This is a genomic window from Micromonospora sp. NPDC005171 (genome assembly GCF_040608575.1).
Taxonomy (GTDB): Bacteria; Actinomycetota; Actinomycetes; order Mycobacteriales; family Micromonosporaceae; genus Micromonospora.
Genome location: NZ_JBEXIM010000001.1, coordinates 606719 through 625850, shown reverse-complemented (window position 1 = coordinate 625850; position 19132 = coordinate 606719). Strand labels below are relative to the sequence as shown.

The window sequence follows — 19132 nt, the reverse complement described above, 5'->3', positions numbered from 1 at the left end:
GCGGAACGGGCCGCCGCCGGTGGTCCGACGGCGGCCCTCGCGGGTCAGCCCTGCCGTTTGGCGGGGCGGTTCTTCTTCGGGTTGTTCATCGGCTTGGCGCCCGGCTTCGGCCCGGCCACCTTCGGCGCGGTGGCCTTGACCGGCGCCGGCGGGGCCGCCTTGCCACGACCGAACAGGCCGCCGGACTTGGCGGGCTGCACCGGGTTGCGGGTGGCGGCGGGGGCGACTGCCTTCTTGGCGGTCACCGGCGGCGGGAACTTCCGCAGCACCCACTGCTGCTGGCCGAGGGTGAAGAGGTTGTTGGTGACCCAGTAGATGATGACACCGATCGGGAAGATCGCGCCGGAGATCAGCAGCGACGCGGGGATGCCGTACAGCATCAGTCGCTGGATCATCCGCTGCTGCGGGTCCTCGGCCCAGCCGGTCTTGAGGATCATCTGACGGCTGGTCAGGTAGGTGGTCGCGATCATGACCAGCACCAGGACACCAGCGATGATCTTCACCGTGCTGCCGTTGGCGCCGAGGCTGGCCAGCTCGTCGGCCGTGGAGCCGAACTTGCCGGCGATCGGGGCGGTGAAGAGCTTCGCCTGCGAGGCGCTCTGGAACTGGTCGACGGTCCAGCCGTAGAGGGTCTTGTTCCCCTTGTCCGGATCGAGCCGGCGCAGCACGTGGAAGAGGCCCAGGAAGACCGGGATCTGAAGGAACATCGGAAGGCAACCCATCAGCGGGTTGGCCTTCTCCTTCTTGTAGAGCTCCATCATTTCTTTCTGGAGCGTCTCCCGGTCACCCTTGTGCTTCTCCTGAAGCTCCTTGACCTTGGGCTGGAGCGCCTGCATCGCCCGCTGCGACTTGATCTGCTTGACGAAGACCGGGAACAGGATCACCCGGACGGTGACCACCAGGAAGATGATGGACAGGATCCAGGCGAAGTTGGTGCCGAGCACCGCGTCGACGGGCACCCCGATGGCGTCCCAGGCAGAGTGCCAGGTCAGCAGGATCCACGAAATCGCGTAGTAGATCCAGTCGAGACTCAGACTCAATTCGGGGCTCCAGTCACATCAGCACGTCGGCGGCCGCCCGGCTCCGGCACCGGGTCATGTCCACCAGGGTGAAAGGGGTGGCAGCGCAACAACCGCCGGACCGCCAGCACGGCTCCCCGGAGCGCGCCGTGCCGGGCGACCGCCTCCTGGGCGTACGCGCTGCACGACGGGTAGAACCGACAGCGAGCCGGCAGTGCCGGACTTATCCACCGACGGTACGCGATGATGGGCGCGATCAGCACCTTGGCACCGGTTGTCGACGGGCGTGGGCTGCTCTGCTCGGTGCCGCTCATCGGGACCGCCGCTCGCGGGGCGACCGGGCGACCGCGATGGCGGCGTCCAGGTCGGTGGCGAGCCGAGGGTACGACGCCTGCGCCGCGGCGGGGAGCGCCCGGACGACCAGGGTGCTGCCGGCGGGCAGGTCGGTCAACCGTTCCCGGACCAGCGCCCGCAGTCGACGCCGGACCCGGTTACGGGTCACCGCGTTGCCGACCGCCTTGGACACGACGAAGCCGGCACGGGACGGCGCGGACGACTGCTCCGCACTGTTGTCCCGTACCGGCTCCGGCGAGGTCGGTGCGTTGGGGTCGACGGTCACCGGCACGGCCAGATGGACCACGACGGCGCCACGTCCGGCGCGTCGGCCACCGCGAACCGCTGCGGCGAAGTCAGTGCTGCGCCGCAGTCGCTGTGCGGCGGCCAGCATGACTGCCCACGTCCCCTGGACCGGCCCGGTCGGCTCAGGCCGACAGGGTGGTGCGACCCTTGGCGCGACGGCTCGACAGGATGGCACGGCCGGCACGGGTGCGCATGCGCAGCCGGAAGCCGTGGGTCTTCGCGCGCCGGCGGTTGTTCGGCTGGTAGGTGCGCTTGCTCACGTCAGGCTCTCCGTTTTCGTACGCGCCCCGCGCGACGGGATCGCCGGGGTCGTGTGGTGGTCCAGGCCACCTCGGGGGTGGCCCACGATCGGTGCTGTCCGGCGGAGCGGGACCTCGACGGTGCGGGGGATGCGACCGCGGACAGCAAGCACCCATCACCCTAGCAGAGGGCGAGAAAGCAACCGTTCCAGCCTACGCAGGGGGGCAATGACCGTCAAACACCCCGAGCAGCGGACAACGGGACGCGCCCGAGGCCGTAGGGCGGTTTTCGCTGATGCCGACAAGGGCGCTGCCGCGTCGCCGGTTGATGGCGCAGGGACAACGCTGTTACCGTGCCCGATTGCGGTGAGCGTCGGAAGCTCCGGTCGTCGCGCAGGCAAGACCGGACAAGGCAGTGAATCGTTCGGCACGGTGAACCCGCTTCAGCGCCCGTTCAGGCAGGGGCAGGTCCCACCCGCGTCCGGCGGCGGCCACAATCGGTCGGTACACAGGCTGTGGATAACTTGTGGATGACCACCGGTCGACCGTCCGGGTGGGTGTTGTTCCACCCGCGAACCCGGCGGGCCCGGGACGGCCGGCTGGCAGACAGCGGCGGCCGGGAGCAGAAGCGAGGGGGTGGCACGACGGTGGCCGGTACGACCGACCTTGCCGCAGTGTGGTTAGCGGCGACCGACGAGCTCGCCGACGAGATCATCTCCGCCCAGCAGCGTGCCTATCTCCGACTGACCCGGCTGCGAGCGATCGTCGAGGACACCGCACTGCTCTCCGTCCCGGACGCGTTCACCCGCGACGTGATCGAGTCACGGCTGCGCCCGGCGATCACCGAGGCGCTCACCCGCCGGCTCGGCCGACCGATCCAGGTCGCGGTCACCGTCCGGGTGGCCGAGGACGCCACCGGTCGACCGGCCGGCACCGTCTACCGCAGCGCCCCGGAGCCCGGGCCGCTCGACATCGACGGCCCCAGCGTCGCGCCGTTCGACGACGACCAGGGTGCGCGACCGTCGGCCGACGCGCTGATCCCCGAGCAGTCACCCGCACCGCGTACGCCCGATCCTGGTCCGCCGCCCGCACCGGCGGGTCCGCCGCTCGCGGCACCCGTGGACGGGCATCGCTCGGGACTCATTCCCGCCAGCAGGGACGGGCAGGAGGCGTTGTTCAGCGCCTCCTTCGCGGAGCCCCTGCGGTCGCCCCGACCGGGCCCGGACCGGCGCGGTTACGACGAGCAGGCCGCCCGCCTGGACCCGCCCGGTCCGGACACCCGGCCCTACGAGCCCCGCTACCGGGACGACTCGGCGTCACCGCGCGACCAGCACGTGATCCGCTCGCTCCCCCGGGACAGCGGAACGGACAGCGGCCCGGGTCGCAGCGCGGTGGACCATCGGGCCGGTGGCCGCGACGATCGCCGGCTGCCCGGCGCCGACACCGGCGGTAACCGGCTCAACCCGAAGTACATGTTTGAGACGTTCGTCATCGGCTCGTCCAACCGCTTCGCCCACGCGGCGAGCGTCGCGGTGGCGGAGTCGCCGGCCAAGGCGTACAACCCGCTGTTCATCTACGGGCACTCCGGGCTGGGCAAGACGCACCTGTTGCACGCCATCGGGCACTACGCCACGACGCTCGGCAACGCCCGCTCGGTCCGGTACGTCTCGACCGAGGAATTCACGAACGACTTCATCAACTCGCTCCGGGACGACAAGACCAGCGCGTTCCAGCGGCGCTACCGCGACGTCGACATCCTGTTGATCGACGACATCCAGTTCCTGGAGAACCGCGAGCGCACCCAGGAGGAGTTCTTCCACACCTTCAACACCCTGCACAACGCCAACAAGCAGATCGTGATCACCTCTGACCGGTCGCCGCGACAGCTGGCCACCCTGGAGGACCGGATGCGAACCCGGTTCGAGTGGGGGCTGCTGGCCGACATCCAGCCACCGGATCTGGAGACCCGGATCGCGATCCTGCAGAAGAAGGCGGCGCAGGAGCGGATGTACGCCCCGCCGGACGTGTTGGAGTTCATCGCCTCCCGGGTGTCGAACTCGATCCGGGAGCTGGAGGGCGCGCTGATCCGGGTGACCGCGTTCGCCAGCCTGACCCGGTCGACGGTCGAGCTGTCGCTGGCCGAGGAGGTGCTTCGGGACTTTATGCCCGACGGCGCCGGCCCGGAGATCAACGCCGACCAGATCATGGCTTCGACCGCTGACTACTTCGGGGTGAGCCTGGAGGACCTGCGCGGCCAGTCCAGGTCCCGGGTGCTGGTGAACGCCCGCCAGGTGGCCATGTACCTGTGTCGGGAGTTGACCGAGCTGTCGCTGCCCCGGATCGGGCAGGCGTTCGGCGGCCGGGACCACACCACTGTGATGCACGCCGACCGCAAGATTCGTCAGCAGATGGCGGAGCGCCGCTCGCTGTACAACCAGATCGCCGAGCTGACCAACCGGATCAAGCAGAACAGCTGAGGGGTACGACCGCCGTACGGCGGCGCACAGCCCGGGACACGCCCGGCCGGATCTCCGGTCGGGCGTTCTTTTTGGTCTGTCAGCTGGACTCTCGACATGGTGGAGACCACAGGATTGAGGCCGTGACCGCCTCGATCCCCACTCGTTGTCCACAGCTTGTTATCCACCGTCGGTGGATAACTACGGTCCGTCCTCCGCCAGTTACCCACAGGCTGTGGAGAAACCCTGTGTACGAGGCTGTGGACGCCTGGGGACGACGGTCGGGTTATCCACCGATCATCATCAACCTGTGTACGGGCTGTTGAAGGTTCTGGGGATGACGGCAATGGTGATCTTCCCCGCGATCCACAGGCTTGGGGAGAAAGTCGGTGGATTACCGGTGGACAACCGGTGGACAACGGTGGACAACCGGCCGCCGTCGCCGGGCTGTGGACACACAAGGCAGTTGTACCCCCGGTTCTCCACAGCTAAATCACCGGTGGATAACCTGTCTGAGCTGCGCAGACCTCGGTTTTCCACAGTTTGCACAGGTGCGATGAAGACGATGAGTTATCTCTTCTAAGAGAACAAAAACCAATCATCACCGTTGGGCTTTCTGTGGATCGGGCCGAACGCTGTCGGATCAGCCGGTCAGCATCGACACGATCCATGGGGTCGGGCGCACAGCCGATACCCCCGCGCCCTAAGGTGCGATGGGTACCCGCACGGTCGGGCGGGACGGTAGGCAGCGGTCGGCATGAGAGAGTTGTCGCTGACGTCGACGCGGAGGCATTGATGAAGTTCCGAGTGGAGCGCGACGCGCTCGCCGAGGCTGTGGCGTGGACCGCGAAGAGCCTGCCCAACCGGCCATCCGTACCGGTGCTCGCCGGGGTGATGCTCCGCGTCACCGACGGCAACCTGCGGGTCTCCGGGTTCGACTACGAGGTCTCCAGCCAGGTGACCGTCGAGGTGCAGGGCGACGCCGACGGCGCCGCGCTCGTCTCCGGCCGCCTGCTCGCTGAGATCACCAAGGCGTTGCCGGCGAAGCCGGTCGACATCGCCGCGGTCGGCGCGCACCTCGAGTTGGTCTGCGGCAGCGCCCGGTTCACCCTGCCCACCATGCCGGTGGAGGATTACCCAGCGCTGCCCGAGATGCCGCAGAGCGCCGGCACTGTCGACGCCGCCGCGTTCGCCACAGCGGTGTCCCAGGTGGCCATCGCGGCCGGTCGCGACGAGACGCTGCCGATGATGACCGGTGTCCGGGTCGAGCTGTCCGGCAACACGCTGTCGATGCTCGCCACCGACCGTTACCGGTTGGCCCTGCGCGAGATCCAGTGGCGGCCGGACGACCCCGAGGTGAGCATCAACGCCCTGGTGCCGGCCCGCACCCTGAACGACACCGCCAAGGCCCTCGGCCCGCTGGGCGGCGAGGTCACCCTCGCCCTCGCCCAGGGCGCTGCGGGCGAGGGCATGGTCGGTCTCGCCGGCGGCACCCGCCGCACCACCAGCCGACTGCTCGACGGCGCCAACTATCCGCCGGTTCGGTCCCTCTTCCCGGCCACCCACAACGCCGCGGCCCGGGTGTCGGTCAGCACGCTGATCGAGGTGGTCAAGCGGGTCGCGCTGGTCGCCGAACGGACCACCCCGGTGCTGCTCAGCTTCAGCGCCGACGGCCTGGTGGTCGAGGCCGGCGGTTCCGAGGAGGCGCGTGCCAGCGAGGCGATGGAGGCCACCTTCACCGGTGATGCGCTGACCATCGGCTTCAACCCGCAGTACCTCATCGACGGTCTGGCAAACCTGGGCGCCCAGACGGCCGTGCTCTCGTTCGTCGACGCCTTCAAGCCCGCGGTGATCTCTCCCGCTGGCGAGGATGGCGAGGTCATTCCGGGGTACCGGTACCTCATCATGCCGATCCGCGTCTCGCGCTGATCGCGCCCAGCAACACCAGATCCACGGAGGTAGAAACACATGCAGCTCGGCCTGGTAGGACTCGGCCGTATGGGCGGCAACATGCGGGAGCGGTTGCGTTCGGCCGGGCACGAGGTGGTCGGCTTCGACCACAACGCGCAGATCAGCGACGTCACGACCCTTGCCGGCCTGGCGGAGAAGCTTGAGTCGCCGCGCGCGGTCTGGGTCATGGTGCCCGCCGGTGTCACCGATGCCACGATCGACGAGCTCGCCGAGGTGCTCGGCGAGGGCGACATCATCATCGACGGCGGCAACTCACGCTTCAGCGACGACGCTCCCCGCGCCGAGCGGCTCAACCAGCGGGGCATCGGCTACCTGGACGTCGGGGTCTCCGGCGGCGTCTGGGGCCGGCAGAACGGCTACGGGCTGATGGTCGGCGGCGCCCAGGAGCACGTGGACCGCCTGATGCCGATCTTCAACGCGCTCAAGCCGGAGGGCGAGTTCGGCTTCGTGCACGCCGGTCCGGTCGGTGCCGGGCACTACTCGAAGATGGTGCACAACGGCATCGAGTACGGCCTGATGCACGCCTACGCCGAGGGCTACGAGCTGATGGCCGCCTCGGAGCTGGTGACAAACGTGCCGGGCGTCATCAAGTCCTGGCGGGAGGGCACCGTCGTCCGTTCCTGGCTGCTTGACCTGCTGGACCGGGCGCTCGACGAGGACCCGGAGCTGGCCGACCTGAGCGGCTACACGGAGGACACCGGCGAGGGCCGGTGGACTGTTGACGAGGCGGTCCGGCTGGCCGTGCCGCTGAACGTCATCACCGCTTCGCTGTTCGCCCGGTTCGCCTCGCGGCAGGACGACTCACCCGCCATGAAGGCCGTCTCCGCGCTGCGTCAGCAGTTCGGTGGCCACGCCGTCCACAAGCGCTGAGCGGTATCCACAACCTGTGTACGTTCACCGGCTGGAACTGGTCGACTTCCGCTCGTACGAGCGGGTGGCCGTCGACCTCCAGCCGGGCGCGAACGTCCTGATCGGCGCCAACGGCGTCGGCAAGACCAATCTCGTCGAGGCGCTGGGCTACGTGGCGACCCTGGACTCACACCGGGTCGCCACGGACGCTCCGCTGGTCCGGATGGGCGCCACGTCCGCGGTGATCCGCTGTGCGGTGGTGCACGACGGCCGCGAACTCCTGGTCGAGTTGGAGATCGTGCCCGGCAAGGCCAACCGGGCCCGACTGGGCCGCTCACCGGCGCGGCGGGCCCGGGACGTGCTCGGGGCGCTCCGGCTGGTGCTCTTCGCCCCGGAGGATCTTGAGCTGGTTCGGGGCGACCCGGCCGAACGCCGCCGCTACCTGGACGACCTGCTGGTCAACCGGCAGCCTCGGTACGCGGGCGTGCGGGCCGACTACGAGCGGGTCGTCAAGCAGCGCAACGCACTGCTGCGCACCGCGTACCTGGCCCGCAAGACTGGTGGGTCCCGGGGTGGCGACCTCGGCACCCTAGCGGTCTGGGACACCCATCTGGCCCAGCACGGCGCGGAGCTGCTCGCTGGTCGCCTGGAGTTGGTGTCCGCGCTCACCCCGCACGTGGCGAAGGCGTATGACGCGGTGGCCGCCGGTCGGGGTGCGGCGAGCATCACCTACCGACCGTCGATCGAGCTGGCCGAGCCGACCACCGACCGGGCCGCGCTGGCCGAGGCGCTGACGGCGGCCCTGGCCGCGTCCCGCTCCGCCGAGATCGAGCGGGGCACCACACTGGTCGGCCCGCACCGCGACGAGTTGGCCCTGAGTCTCGGCCCGCTGCCCGCCAAGGGGTACGCCAGCCACGGCGAGTCGTGGTCGTTCGCCCTCGCGCTGCGCCTGGCCGGGTACGACCTGTTGCGCGCCGACGGCATCGAGCCGGTGCTGGTGCTCGACGACGTCTTCGCGGAGTTGGACACCGGTCGCCGGGAGCGGTTGGCGGAGCTGGTCGGCGGGGCGAGTCAGCTGCTGGTCACCTGCGCGGTGGACGACGACGTGCCGGCCGCCCTGCGCGGCACCCGCTACCAGGTCGGCGAAGGGACGGTACGCCGTGTCGGATAAGCCAGGCACCGATCGGCCAGCGGCAGGCGGCGACCCGGCTGCGCGTACTCCCAAAACGGAGGCGGCGGGCGGTGAGCCGGCGGCGGCCGCCAGCGGGCCGGAGCTGGCCCGGGCGGTGCTCGACGCGGCGCTGTCCCGACGGCAGGCGGCCGCCCGCGCCCGGCGTACCCCCGGCGGCGGCGACGCCGCTGCCGGCTCGGGGCGGCGGTTGCGCGGCTATTCCGGGCCCGGCCCCGACCCGCGCGATCCGCAGCCGCTCGGCGCGGTGCTGAACCGGCTGGTGAAGGCGCGCGGCTGGCAGCAGCCGGCGGCCGAGGCAACAGTGTTCGGCGCCTGGGAGCGGGTCGTCGGCGCGGAGGTCGCGCAGAACAGTCGCCCGGTGAAGTTGGAGAACGGCGAGTTGACAGTGGAGGCGCGTTCGACCGCCTGGGCCACCCAGCTGCGGCTGCTCGCCGGCTCGCTGCTGAAGCAGATCGCCAGCGAGGTCGGTCACAACGTGGTGCGCAAGCTGCACATTCACGGCCCGGCCGCGCCCTCCTGGGGGAAGGGCCCACGCCGGGTCCGCGGCCGGGGCCCGCGCGACACGTACGGCTGAGCTGCGTTGCTCAGCCGCGCCGGTCGGCCTCGCGGGCGGCCCGCTTGCGTTCCCGCTGCTCCCGGGTGAAGCGTTTGCGCTCGGCCAGGTCGCGTTTCCACGCCTCACGGGCCACGGCCGAGCCGCCCTGTACCGCGCCCTGCACACCCTCGGCCGGGCCGGCGAGGTGCCGGAAGGCCCACCGCATCAATCGGCCGCCCTCGCCCGGTGCCCTGGTGACCGCGCCGTCCTCGCTCATCTGCCGTCCTCTTCCCCGCGTCGCCTCGCCGGTTCTCGCCCGTCGCACGAGCAGACCTTTGGGGCACCAATGGTTGGTGTACCAATGATCGGTACGATAATCATCGTGCGGAGAGAGGGCAACCGATGAGCGAACGACCCGACGGCGTCGACCCGCTGGCCCTGGAGCAGCAGGTCTGCTTCGCGCTCTCGGTCGCCGCGCGCAGCGTGGTGGCCGTCTACCGGCCGTTGCTGGAGCCGATGGGGCTGACCCACCCGCAGTACCTGGTGATGTTGGCGCTCTGGCAGCACGCGCCGTTGTCCGGCCGCGACCTCAGTCGCCTGCTCCAGCTCGACCCGGGCACGCTGTCACCCCTGCTCAAGCGCCTTGAGGCGGCCGGCTACCTGCGCCGGGAACGCGACCCGAGCGACGAGCGCAGCCTCGCCGTCACCCTCACCGCCAGCGGCGCCGCGCTGCGGAGTCAGGCCGAACTGATCCCGGCCGCGATCGTGCAGCGGCTCGGGCTGCCCGTCGAGGACCTGCAACACCTGCACGCGGTGCTCACACAGCTGATCTCAGCCGCCAACCGGCCGGCCGGCCCGGAGACGGACGCGGCGGCTCAGGCGTCGGCGTAGACGGCGAAGCCGCGCTCGGCGCAGCGCCGGTAGAACGCGGCCAGCACGCCCAGCTCGGCGCAGGTGAAGTTCCACTGCGGCGGGTCTCCGCGCTCGTCGCGCAGAGCGTCGAGTCGGCTCTCCAGCCAGCGCAGCTGCTGCTCGGCCAACCGCCCGTCGCCGAGCAGGGAGCGCAGCACTGTGCTCACCGACTCGAAGGTGACCGCCTCGCCGTTCGCGCGGTGCGCGGCCACGAACCGCTCGATGCCGCTCGCGATCCAGGAGCAGCCGTCCGGGTCGATCACCGGGTCCTCGTCCTCGGCGGCGGCGTCTGTGGCGTACAACACACCTTCGAGGCCGAGCAGGAGATCCACCAACTCGGTGTAGGCGGTCGCCCGGATGGTGCCGGTCTTCGCGATCAGCTCGGCCAGCGCCGCTGTCGGCGCGGAGATGCGCGGCAGGTCGACGATCTCGCCGAAGTCGACGAACTCGGCCGGCGCGACCGGATCGTAGAAGCGGCCGGTCCGCGGCCAGTGCACCGCGACGTTGTCCAGCCCCATCTGTCACCTCTTAAAGAGCACGTGTCGGGTCGATCGGGTCGATCGTCCCGGTTCCAACCGGTAAAGATCAAGGCTGGTTCCGGGGCGCCGCAAACGTACGGCACGGACGCTTCGGCCGCGACCCCCGACCCGCCCGACCGCGGGTCAACCCGTCCGGCGGCGGCGCGTGCGATCGGACCCTGGCGTGTGGGGGGAGTCGCAGGCGATGGGGTTCTGCCGGCTACGGACATCTCAGCAGGCTCTCTGAGGGTGCCGAGTGGTGGTTCTGTCCCCCGCGCACAGTAGGATTGACAGCGAGACGAAGACCCGGTGCGGGAGTGGGACGGGGCCGGTGGCCCCGGATTCATTCTCCACGTCGGGTCGAGCCGATCGCGATCCGCGGGCAACCGCGGCGACCGGCGCGTTCGACCCGCTGTCCGGAGGTCTCCGGCGTCGGTCCACGCGCCGACGTCGCGTCCTGTCCGCCGAACCCGCGCCCGACGCGCCCTACCGGCGCGGCTGACGCGAGAAAGTGGCCGAGGGTGGCAGCGCAGGACAAGCAGGAGTACGGCGCAGAGTCGATCACCGTTCTCGAGGGGCTGGAGGCGGTTCGCAAGCGGCCCGGTATGTACATCGGGTCCACCGGCGAGCGCGGTCTGCACCACCTCGTCTGGGAGGTCGTCGACAACGCGGTCGACGAGGCGCTGGCCGGATACTGCGACACCATCGACGTGGTGCTGCTCGCCGACGGCGGCGTCCAGGTCACCGACAACGGCCGTGGTTTCCCGGTCGACCTCCACCCGAAGCTCAAGAAGCCGGGTGTCGAGGTCGCGTTGACCATCCTGCACGCGGGTGGCAAGTTCGACGGCAAGGCGTACGCGGTCTCCGGCGGTCTGCACGGTGTCGGTGTGTCAGTGGTGAACGCGCTCTCGACCAAGATGTTCGTCGAGATCCACAAGTCCGGCTCCGTGTGGCGGCAGCACTACACCAACTCCAAGCCGAGCCCGCTGGAGAAGGGCGAGGCCACCGACCGCACCGGCTCGGCGGTCTCCTTCTGGCCCGACCCGGACGTCTTCGAGACCGTCGACTTCGACTTCCAGACCATCTACCGGCGCCTGCAAGAGATGGCCTTCCTCAACCGCGCCCTCCGCATCCACCTGCTCGACGAGCGGGTGGCCGAGGAGGAGGACGGCCGGCAGCGCGAGGTCACCTTCTACTACGAGGGCGGCATCGCGGACTTCGTCCGGCACCTCAACGCCTCGAAGAGCCCAATCCACAAGACAGTGGTCGAGTTCGAGGCCGAAGAGGAGGGCATGTCGCTCGAGATCGCCATGCAGTGGAACGAGTCGTACGGCGAGTCGGTCTACACCTTCGCCAACACGATCAACACCCACGAGGGCGGCACCCACGAGGAGGGCTTCCGGTCCGCGCTGACCAGCGTTGTCAACCGGTACGGCACCGACAAGAAGCTGCTCAAGGGCGACGAGAAGCTCTCCGGCGAGGACATCCGCGAAGGGCTCGCGGCGATCATCTCGGTCAAGCTGGCCAACCCGCAGTTCGAAGGCCAGACGAAGACCAAGCTGGGCAACACCCCGGTGAAGAGCTTCGTGCAGCGGGTCTGCAACGACCGGCTGGTCGACTGGTTCGACCGCAACCCGGCCGAGGCCAAGATGATCATCACGAAGGCCTCCCAGGCGGCCCGGGCCCGGATCGCCGCGCAGCAGGCGCGCAAGCTGGCCCGCCGCAAGTCGCTGCTGGAGTCCGGCTCGATGCCGGGCAAGCTGGCCGACTGCCAGTCGACCGACCCCCGCGAGTCCGAGGTGTTCATCGTCGAGGGTGACTCGGCGGGCGGCTCGGCGAAGCAGGGCCGCGACCCGCGGACCCAGGCGATCCTGCCGATCCGCGGCAAGATCCTCAACGTGGAGAAGGCCCGGATCGACCGGGTGCTGAAGAACAACGAGGTCCAGGCGCTGATCACCGCGCTGGGCACCGGCATCCACGACGACTTCGACATGGAGAAGCTGCGCTACCACAAGGTGGTGCTGATGGCCGACGCGGACGTCGACGGCCAGCACATCCAGACGCTGCTGCTCACCCTGCTGTTCCGCTTCATGCGTCCGCTTGTCGAGATGGGGCACGTCTACCTGGCCGCCCCGCCGCTCTACAAGATCAAGTGGAACAAGAAGGGCGACGACGCCCAGTACGCGTACTCCGACCGCGAGCGGGATGGGCTGATCCTGCTGCGCCAGCAGAAGAAGCCGAACGCCAAGCCGGACGACATCCAGCGCTTCAAGGGCCTCGGCGAGATGAACTATCCCGAGCTGTGGGAAACCACTATGAACCCGGCGACGCGTACCCTGCGTCAGGTCACTCTCGACGACGCGGCGACCGCCGACGAGTTGTTCAGTGTGCTGATGGGTGAGGACGTCGAGGCGCGCCGGTCGTTCATCCAGCGCAACGCCAAGGACGTGCGGTTCCTGGATATCTGACGGACGGCGCCGGATCGGCCGGGCTCTGCCCGGCCGATCCGGCGGTCCACAGAGTTATCCACAGCTTGGCCGGTATCCACAGCCGTTATCCACAGCACGAAAACGACTTTGAGTCTGATAAGGGTATACAGTGACCGATTCTCCCGAGTCCACACCGAACGAGCCCGAGGTCCCCGCCGAGGCCATCGCCGCGGTGGTCGCGCACGACCGGATCGAACCGGTCGGGCTCGAGGTGGAGATGCAGCGCTCCTACCTCGACTACGCGATGAGCGTCATCGTCGGTCGCGCGCTGCCGGACGTCCGGGACGGCCTCAAGCCGGTCCACCGCAAGATCCTCTACGCGATGTTCGACTCCGGCTACCGGCCGGACCGCGGCTACGTGAAGTGTTCCCGCGTCGTCGGTGACGTGATGGGTCAGTTCCACCCGCACGGCGACTCGGCGATCTACGACGCGCTGGTCCGGATGGCGCAGCCCTGGTCGCTGCGCTACCCGCTGGTCGACGGCAACGGCAACTTCGGCTCGCCGGGCAACGACCCGGCCGCGGCCATGCGATACACCGAGTGCAAGCTCGACCCCCTCGCCATGGAGATGCTGCGGGACATCGACGAGGACACCGTCGACCTGCAGGACAACTACGACGGCCGGGCCAAGGAGCCCACCATCCTGCCGTCGCGGATCCCCAACCTGCTGGTGAACGGCTCCGAGGGCATCGCGGTCGGCATGGCCACCAAGATCCCGCCGCACAACCTGCGGGAGATCGGCGCGGCGGTGCAGTGGTGCCTGGAGCACCCGGAGGAGGACGAGGAGACCACCCTCGAAGCCCTGCTCGGCATCGTCAAGGGCCCGGACTTCCCGACCCACGGCCTGATCGTCGGCACCACCGCGATCCAGGATGCGTACCGCACCGGTCGTGGCTCGATCCGGATGCGTGCCGTGGTGGAGGTCGAGGAGGACAAGCGGGGTCGCCCCTGCCTGGTCGTCAGCGAGCTGCCCTACCAGGTCAACCCGGACAACCTCGCCGAGCGGATCGCCGAGCTGATCAAGGAGGGCAAGCTCGCCGGGATCGCCGACATCCGCGACGAGTCCTCCGGTCGTACCGGCATGCGGATCGTGCTGGTGCTCAAGCGCGACGCGGTCGCCAAGGTCGTGCTGAACAACCTCTACAAGCACACCCAGCTCCAGGAGACCTTCGGCGCCAACATGCTGGCCCTGGTCGACGGGGTGCCGCGCACGCTCAACCTGGCCCAGTTCATCCGCTACTACGTCGAGCACCAGATCGACGTCATCCGTCGGCGGACCGCGTTCCGACTGCGCAAGGCCGAGGAGCGGGCGCACATCCTGCGCGGCCTGGGCAAGGCGCTGGACGCGCTGGACGAGGTGATCGCCCTGATCCGGCGCTCGCCGACCGTGGACGACGCCCGGCAGGGCCTGATCCGGCTGCTGGAGATCGACGAGATCCAGGCGACCGCGATCCTGGACATGCAGCTGCGCCGGCTCGCCGCGTTGGAGCGGCAGCGGATCGTCGACGACCTGGCCAAGCTCGAAATCGAGATCGCCGACCTCAAGGACATCCTCGCCAAGCCCGAGCGGCAGCGGAAGATCGTCTCGGAGGAGCTGGGCGAGATCGTCGCCAAGTGGGGCGACGACCGCCGGACGCAGATCATCCCGTTCGACGGCGAGGTCTCGATGGAGGACCTCATCGCGCGCGAGGACGTGGTCGTCACGATCACCCGCACCGGGTACGCCAAGCGGACCAAGGTCGATCTGTACCGCTCGCAGCGGCGCGGCGGTAAGGGCGTCAGTGGCGCCACGCTGCGGCAGGACGACATCGTCAGTCACTTCTTCGTCTGCTCGACCCACGACTGGATCTTGTTCTTCACAAACAAGGGCCGTGTCTACCGGGCCAAGGCGTACGAGTTGCCGGAGGCCAGTAGGGTAGCCAAGGGCCAACACGTGGCCAATCTGCTCGCCTTCCTACCCGACGAGCAGATAGCGCAGATCATTGAGATCCCGAACTACCAGGTAGCCCCCTATCTGGTACTGGCCACGAAGAACGGCCTGGTGAAGAAGACGCGGCTCGAGGAGTTCGACTCCAACCGTTCCGGCGGCATCATCGCGATCAACCTGCGCGATGAGGACGAGCTGGTCGGTGCTGCGCTGGTTGCGCCGGAGAACGACCTGCTGCTGGTCTCGAAGAAGGCACAGGCGATCCGGTTCAACGCCTCGGACGAGGCGCTGCGGCCGATGGGCCGGGCCACCTCGGGCGTGATCGGCATGCGCTTCACGGACGACGACGTCCTGCTCGCCATGGAAGTCGTGCGGGAAGGTTTGGACGTTCTGGTGGCCACGAACGGGGGATACGCGAAGCGCACCCCGATCGAGGAATACCCGGTGCAGGGCCGGGGAGGTAAGGGCGTGTTGACTGCGAAGATCACCGAACGGCGCGGTGGTCTGGTTGGCGCGGTGGTGATCGACCCGGACGACGAGCTGTTCGCGATCACCAGCAACGGTGGTGTCATTCGGACTCCGGTGAAGCCTGTACGCCGTACGCGTGACCGGAACACAATGGGGGTCAAGCTGATGGACCTCCCGGACGGCGTGACTATCGTGGCGATTGCTCGCAATGCCGACGAGCCTGACGAACAGGACTAGTTGAATGACGGAGACACAGGCGAAGTCGGGGAACACGGGGACCTCGGCCAAACCGGTCGACGAGGAGGCCGCCAAGGGCGGCACACCAGCGACCGGCCGCGCGGCCGTGGGCCGGGCGACGGTCCCCGCCGACGCGCCTGCCCCGAAGTTCACCAGGGCTCCCGGCATGACACCCCCGCCGGAGCAACCGGGCGAGGACGGCGGGTCCGGCGACAAGACCGAGGCGTCCAGCGCCGAGGCGTCGACGTCGGCGGCCGCCAGCCCTCCGGGTCCGGCGGCGGCGCCCTCGGCCCGTCCGGCGACCACCCAGCCGATCGGTGCCCGGCCCGGTCAGGCGACGTCAACCGGGTCCACCGGCACCCAGCCGCGGATCACTCCCGGGATGACCCAGCCGCAGCCCGACGCGGGGCGGGCCACCGCTCCCGGACGCCCGGCCAGCGGTGGTGGTCTGCCACCGGGGATCGGCAACTCGTCCGCCGTCGGGGCCGCCCGCGTCGGTGACGCGGTGCGTGCGGCGCGTACGTCGGTCAGTTCGGCCGCCTCCCGCGGACCGCGCCGGGCCCGGCTGAACCTGAAGCGGATCGACCCGTGGTCTGTGATGAAGTTCGCTTTCGCGGTGTCGGTGGTGCTCTTCATCGTCGTGGTGGTCGCCACCTCGGTGCTCTACCTGGCGCTGGATGCGATGGGTGTGTTCCAGAGCGTCAACGAGAGCCTGAGTGACCTCGTCAACGCCGGCGGCGGCCAGAGCACCAGCGGCTTCCAGATCACCGCCAAGGGCGTGATCCTCAGCTCGGCGCTGATCGGCCTGGTCAACGTGGTGCTGTTCACCGCGCTGGCCACCCTGGGCGCGTTCGTCTACAACGTCTGCGCCGACCTGGTCGGCGGGATCGAGCTGACGCTCGCCGAGCGGGACTGAGTGACCGGGACGCCGGGGCACCGCGGAATGCGGTCGCTCCGGCGTCCCGTACTCAGGTAGGTTTTGCAGGCGGCGACGGACCGGCTCGCAGGCGCGGACCCCGATTTGGGGCCAGCGGAGCGGATGGGTTAATCTTGCTCGTCGCAACGCGGGGCTATAGCTCAGTCGGTTAGAGCGCAGAGCTGATAACTCTGAGGTCGATGGTTCGATTCCATCTAGCCCCACCGCATGTCGTCCGACGGTAGTCGAGCGCGAGGGGTCGCCCCATGTTCAAGAAGCTGCTGATTCTGGCTGGCGTCGTCGGTGTGGCCGCCGTCGTGTTCAACAAGATCAAAGCGTCGAACGACGAGCGTGCTCTGTGGCACGAGGCGACCACCGCGCCCGACCTCCGCTGACGTTCGGCCCAGCGACGAGCGATCGTCGCTGTGGCCAATCACGGGGCCCTAGCTCAACTGGCAGAGCACTGCCTTTGCAAGGCAGGGGTTAGGGGTTCGAGTCCCCTGGGCTCCACCAGCACTTTCCCCGGTTGACCTCGGTGTCGAGTACAGCCAAGCGGTCGCGCCGACCCCTCCCCCGCCCAGCAGTCGATCAATGTCTGCAGCCTGACGAGCCCGCGCCGGCAGGACGTGGCCGCAGGGTGTCGGCCCTTTGAGGATCACCTCGGGCGTCAGGTGGGACGTGAGCGTCAAGCATGTTCCCGTCTCGCGAGCCCGCCACTGGCGGGCGCTTCGTCATGCCGGTAGCTGCTCGGCGCCCTGCAGGGTGGCGGTGTGCCGGTCGAGGATCGCCGTGGAACGGCGGGAGAACTCGTTAAGGAGACGCAGCTGCTCGTCGGAGTAGTCCTCGATGAGGGCGAGGTAGTCGCGGCTGAACTCGTCGAGGGTTTGTTGCAGACGCTCGTACGCCTCGCCGCGCACCAGCTCGATCGTCACTTTCCGCCGATCGCCGGGATCGCGCTGCCGGCGCAGGAAACCGGCCCGCTCCAGCCGGTCCAGCGCTGCGGTGATGGCGCCGCCGCGGGTGAGGCCGATCTGGCGGGCGAGGCGACCTGCGGGCATTGGCCCGTCCTTGTCGAGCACGCCGAGGCAGCTGATGTCGGTCACGGTGATGCCTGCCCGCGCGGCGAGGGCGCCGTGGAACAGGACTGCGGCTTGGGCCGACGCGCGCTCCAGGTGGTACAGATCGGCGACCAGCGACATCCGTGACGAGGATGTTGACACCCGGCATCTCTCCTCATAAATTCTCGGACTTAGAGAGAATCTAAAACCGAGCAGATCGCCATGCGAGAAGCTCTGTTCCGACCGTAGCAAAAGCCGGGAGGATCGACATGGCTACCGACGTCGCGCCCCAGCGGAGTGACACCCGCCCATGGCTGGCCTTCGCCGTCGTACTCACCGCCGCCTTCATGGACCTCGTCGACGGCACGATCGTCAGCATCACCCTGCCGCGGATCCAAGCCGACCTGGGTGCCGGGTACGCCGCTGCACAGTGGATCCTGGTCGGCTACTCGGTCACGTTCGCACTGGTCCTTATTCCGGGAGGCCGCCTCGGCGACATCTACGGCCGGCGTCGGGTCTTCCTGATCGGCATTGCGGCGTTCATCGCCGCCTCGATCGTCTGCGGCGCCGCCACGACCGCCCCGGTTCTGACCGTCGCACGCCTGATCCAGGGCGTCGCCGCCGGCCTGATGATCCCGCAGGTGATGTCCGTGGTGGTCATCCTGTTCCAGAACGCCGAACGGGCCAAGGCGTTCGCCCTGTACGGCGCCACCCTCAGCCTCGCCAACGTCAGCGGGCCGCTCCTCGGGGCGCTGTTCACCGAGTACAGCGTCTTCGACCTGGGCTGGCGGGCGATCTTCTACGTCAACGTGCCGGTCTGCATCCTCGCGCTGTTCGGCGCGCTGCGGTGGCTGCCGGAGTCGCGCTCGGAGACGCCGTTGCGCGTCGACGTGGCCGGCATCGCGCTGGTCAGTCTCGCCTCGTTCGCCCTGATGTACCCGGTGATCCAGGGCCGGGAGGCGGGTTGGCCGATCGGCATGATCGTGCTGCTGGTCGCCGCGGTACCGCTGCTCTGGGCCTTCGGGGTGGTGGAACGGCGGCGGGACAGCCGCGACGGCTCCGCTCTGGTCCCGCCGGACCTGTTGCGGCAGCGCTCGTTCCTGGCCGGCCTGATCGTGCTGCTGATCGTCTTCTCGACGCTGGCGTCGCTGTTCCTGGTGCTCAACTACACGCTGCTGACCGGCTACGGCTGGAGCCCGATGCGTACCGCGCTGACCGGCCTCGGCTTCCCAGTCGGCATCTTCCTCACCACAGGCGTGGCCCAGCGGTTCGCCGCCACACATGGCCGCCGGCTCATTCAGATCGGGCTGACCGTCATGGCCGCCGGCATGGTCCTGCTCATTCTCATGTTCACCCGCAAGGGCATGACCGTCACCTTCTGGCAGCTCGCTGCGCCGATCCTGGTGATGGGTCTGGGCATGGGCCTGTGCGTCTCCATCGTGACAACAGTCGTGCTCGCCGATGTTCCGCCGCGCAACGCCGGCGCTGGCTCCGGGGTGACAAACGCGGTGCTGCAACTGGGTGCGGCCACCGGTGTCGCCCTCGTCGGTGCCGTCTTCTTCTCGCTGCTCGAGTCCCGGAGTTTCCCGGATGCCGCAGGAATGGCGCTCTGCTACAACGCGGCGGTCATTGCCCTTGCCGTCCTGCTCACACCCTTCCTGCCCGCAGCCGCCCGCGCCCCGCAGGGCACGGAGGCGTAGCACGCAT

The 19132-nt window shown here is 69.1% G+C and carries 18 protein-coding genes and 2 tRNA genes; 13 read left to right on the top strand and 7 right to left on the bottom strand.

Annotated elements, in window-relative coordinates:
* Positions 1 to 44: 44 nt before the first annotated feature.
* The 4 genes from yidC to rpmH are packed head-to-tail and all read right to left on the bottom strand — an operon-like array spanning position 45 to position 1918.
* Complete coding sequence (yidC, locus tag ABZU74_RS02930; RefSeq protein ID WP_355418241.1) at positions 45 to 1034, bottom strand: membrane protein insertase YidC; 990 nt, start codon at positions 1032 to 1034, stop codon at positions 45 to 47.
* A 2-nt stretch (positions 1035 to 1036) separates the two neighbouring features.
* The gene (gene yidD, locus ABZU74_RS02925; RefSeq protein ID WP_355417694.1) at positions 1037 to 1333 is read right to left on the bottom strand and encodes a membrane protein insertion efficiency factor YidD; all 297 of its coding nucleotides are present in this window, start codon (positions 1331 to 1333) and stop codon (positions 1037 to 1039) included.
* Entirely contained in the window at positions 1330 to 1746 is a 417-nt protein-coding gene (rnpA, locus tag ABZU74_RS02920; RefSeq protein WP_355417691.1) for a ribonuclease P protein component, read from the bottom strand. The genes yidD and rnpA overlap by 4 nt, the downstream gene beginning before the upstream one ends.
* A 34-nt stretch (positions 1747 to 1780) precedes the next feature.
* A complete protein-coding gene (rpmH, locus tag ABZU74_RS02915; protein WP_007453904.1) occupies positions 1781 to 1918 on the bottom strand; it encodes a 50S ribosomal protein L34 in 138 nt (45 codons plus the stop codon).
* A gap of 626 nt (positions 1919 to 2544) precedes the next feature.
* Here rpmH and dnaA point away from each other — a divergent pair.
* The 5 genes from dnaA to ABZU74_RS02890 all read left to right on the top strand — a co-directional run bounded on the left by dnaA (position 2545) and on the right by ABZU74_RS02890 (position 8939).
* Entirely contained in the window at positions 2545 to 4374 is a 1830-nt protein-coding gene (gene dnaA / locus ABZU74_RS02910; protein WP_355418239.1) for a chromosomal replication initiator protein DnaA, read from the top strand.
* Between the two features lie 774 nt (positions 4375 to 5148).
* Complete coding sequence (gene dnaN, locus ABZU74_RS02905; protein ID WP_355417688.1) at positions 5149 to 6282, top strand: DNA polymerase III subunit beta; 1134 nt, start codon at positions 5149 to 5151, stop codon at positions 6280 to 6282.
* Positions 6283 to 6321: 39 nt separating this feature from the next.
* Entirely contained in the window at positions 6322 to 7194 is an 873-nt protein-coding gene (gene gnd, locus ABZU74_RS02900; RefSeq protein ID WP_203122499.1) for a phosphogluconate dehydrogenase (NAD(+)-dependent, decarboxylating), read from the top strand.
* 16 nt (positions 7195 to 7210) lie between these two features.
* Positions 7211 to 8344, top strand: a complete 1134-nt coding sequence (gene recF, locus ABZU74_RS02895) for a DNA replication/repair protein RecF (protein ID WP_355417685.1) — start codon at positions 7211 to 7213, stop codon at positions 8342 to 8344.
* On the top strand, positions 8334 to 8939 hold the full coding sequence (locus tag ABZU74_RS02890; protein ID WP_355417682.1) for a DciA family protein: 606 nt from the start codon (positions 8334 to 8336) through the stop codon (positions 8937 to 8939). Before recF ends, ABZU74_RS02890 begins: the two co-directional genes overlap by 11 nt.
* 10 nt (positions 8940 to 8949) lie before the next feature.
* On the opposite strand, the gene ABZU74_RS02885 is transcribed toward ABZU74_RS02890, so the two are convergent.
* Positions 8950 to 9177 (bottom strand): hypothetical protein, encoded by a 228-nt coding sequence (locus ABZU74_RS02885; protein WP_355417679.1) that lies wholly within the window; start codon positions 9175 to 9177, stop codon positions 8950 to 8952.
* A gap of 125 nt (positions 9178 to 9302) precedes the next feature.
* Between ABZU74_RS02885 and ABZU74_RS02880 the strand changes: the two genes are divergently transcribed.
* Positions 9303 to 9791 carry a MarR family transcriptional regulator gene (locus tag ABZU74_RS02880; protein ID WP_210861593.1) on the top strand — a complete coding sequence of 163 codons (489 nt, stop codon included), beginning with the start codon at positions 9303 to 9305 and terminating at the stop codon, positions 9789 to 9791.
* Here ABZU74_RS02880 and ABZU74_RS02875 read toward each other — a convergent pair.
* Positions 9776 to 10330, bottom strand: coding sequence for a hypothetical protein (locus tag ABZU74_RS02875; protein ID WP_196920372.1), 555 nt, complete (start codon positions 10328 to 10330; stop codon positions 9776 to 9778). The two genes, ABZU74_RS02880 and ABZU74_RS02875, sit on opposite strands and share 16 nt — an antisense overlap.
* A gap of 521 nt (positions 10331 to 10851) precedes the next feature.
* Between ABZU74_RS02875 and gyrB the strand changes: the two genes are divergently transcribed.
* From gyrB to ABZU74_RS02845, 6 genes are all read left to right on the top strand, one after another.
* Positions 10852 to 12798, top strand: coding sequence for a DNA topoisomerase (ATP-hydrolyzing) subunit B (gene gyrB / locus ABZU74_RS02870; RefSeq protein WP_355417675.1), 1947 nt, complete (start codon positions 10852 to 10854; stop codon positions 12796 to 12798).
* A 130-nt stretch (positions 12799 to 12928) separates the two neighbouring features.
* On the top strand, positions 12929 to 15451 hold the full coding sequence (gene gyrA, locus ABZU74_RS02865; protein WP_124776802.1) for a DNA gyrase subunit A: 2523 nt from the start codon (positions 12929 to 12931) through the stop codon (positions 15449 to 15451).
* 4 nt (positions 15452 to 15455) lie between these two features.
* Positions 15456 to 16367 carry a DUF3566 domain-containing protein gene (locus ABZU74_RS02860; protein WP_355417672.1) on the top strand — a complete coding sequence of 304 codons (912 nt, stop codon included), beginning with the start codon at positions 15456 to 15458 and terminating at the stop codon, positions 16365 to 16367.
* Positions 16368 to 16517: 150 nt separating this feature from the next.
* Positions 16518 to 16591 (top strand) — tRNA-Ile (locus ABZU74_RS02855).
* 42 nt (positions 16592 to 16633) lie between these two features.
* Positions 16634 to 16762 carry a DLW-39 family protein gene (locus tag ABZU74_RS02850; RefSeq protein ID WP_209444550.1) on the top strand — a complete coding sequence of 43 codons (129 nt, stop codon included), beginning with the start codon at positions 16634 to 16636 and terminating at the stop codon, positions 16760 to 16762.
* Between the two features lie 42 nt (positions 16763 to 16804).
* Positions 16805 to 16880 (top strand) — tRNA-Ala (locus ABZU74_RS02845).
* Positions 16881 to 17098: 218 nt separating this feature from the next.
* Here the strand turns inward: ABZU74_RS02845 and ABZU74_RS02840 are convergent.
* On the bottom strand, positions 17099 to 17566 hold the full coding sequence (locus ABZU74_RS02840) for a MarR family transcriptional regulator (protein ID WP_355417669.1): 468 nt from the start codon (positions 17564 to 17566) through the stop codon (positions 17099 to 17101).
* Between the two features lie 128 nt (positions 17567 to 17694).
* On the opposite strand from ABZU74_RS02840, the gene ABZU74_RS02835 reads away from it, so the two are divergent.
* Positions 17695 to 19125 carry an MFS transporter gene (locus ABZU74_RS02835; protein WP_355417666.1) on the top strand — a complete coding sequence of 477 codons (1431 nt, stop codon included), beginning with the start codon at positions 17695 to 17697 and terminating at the stop codon, positions 19123 to 19125.
* Positions 19126 to 19132: the final 7 nt, after the last annotated feature.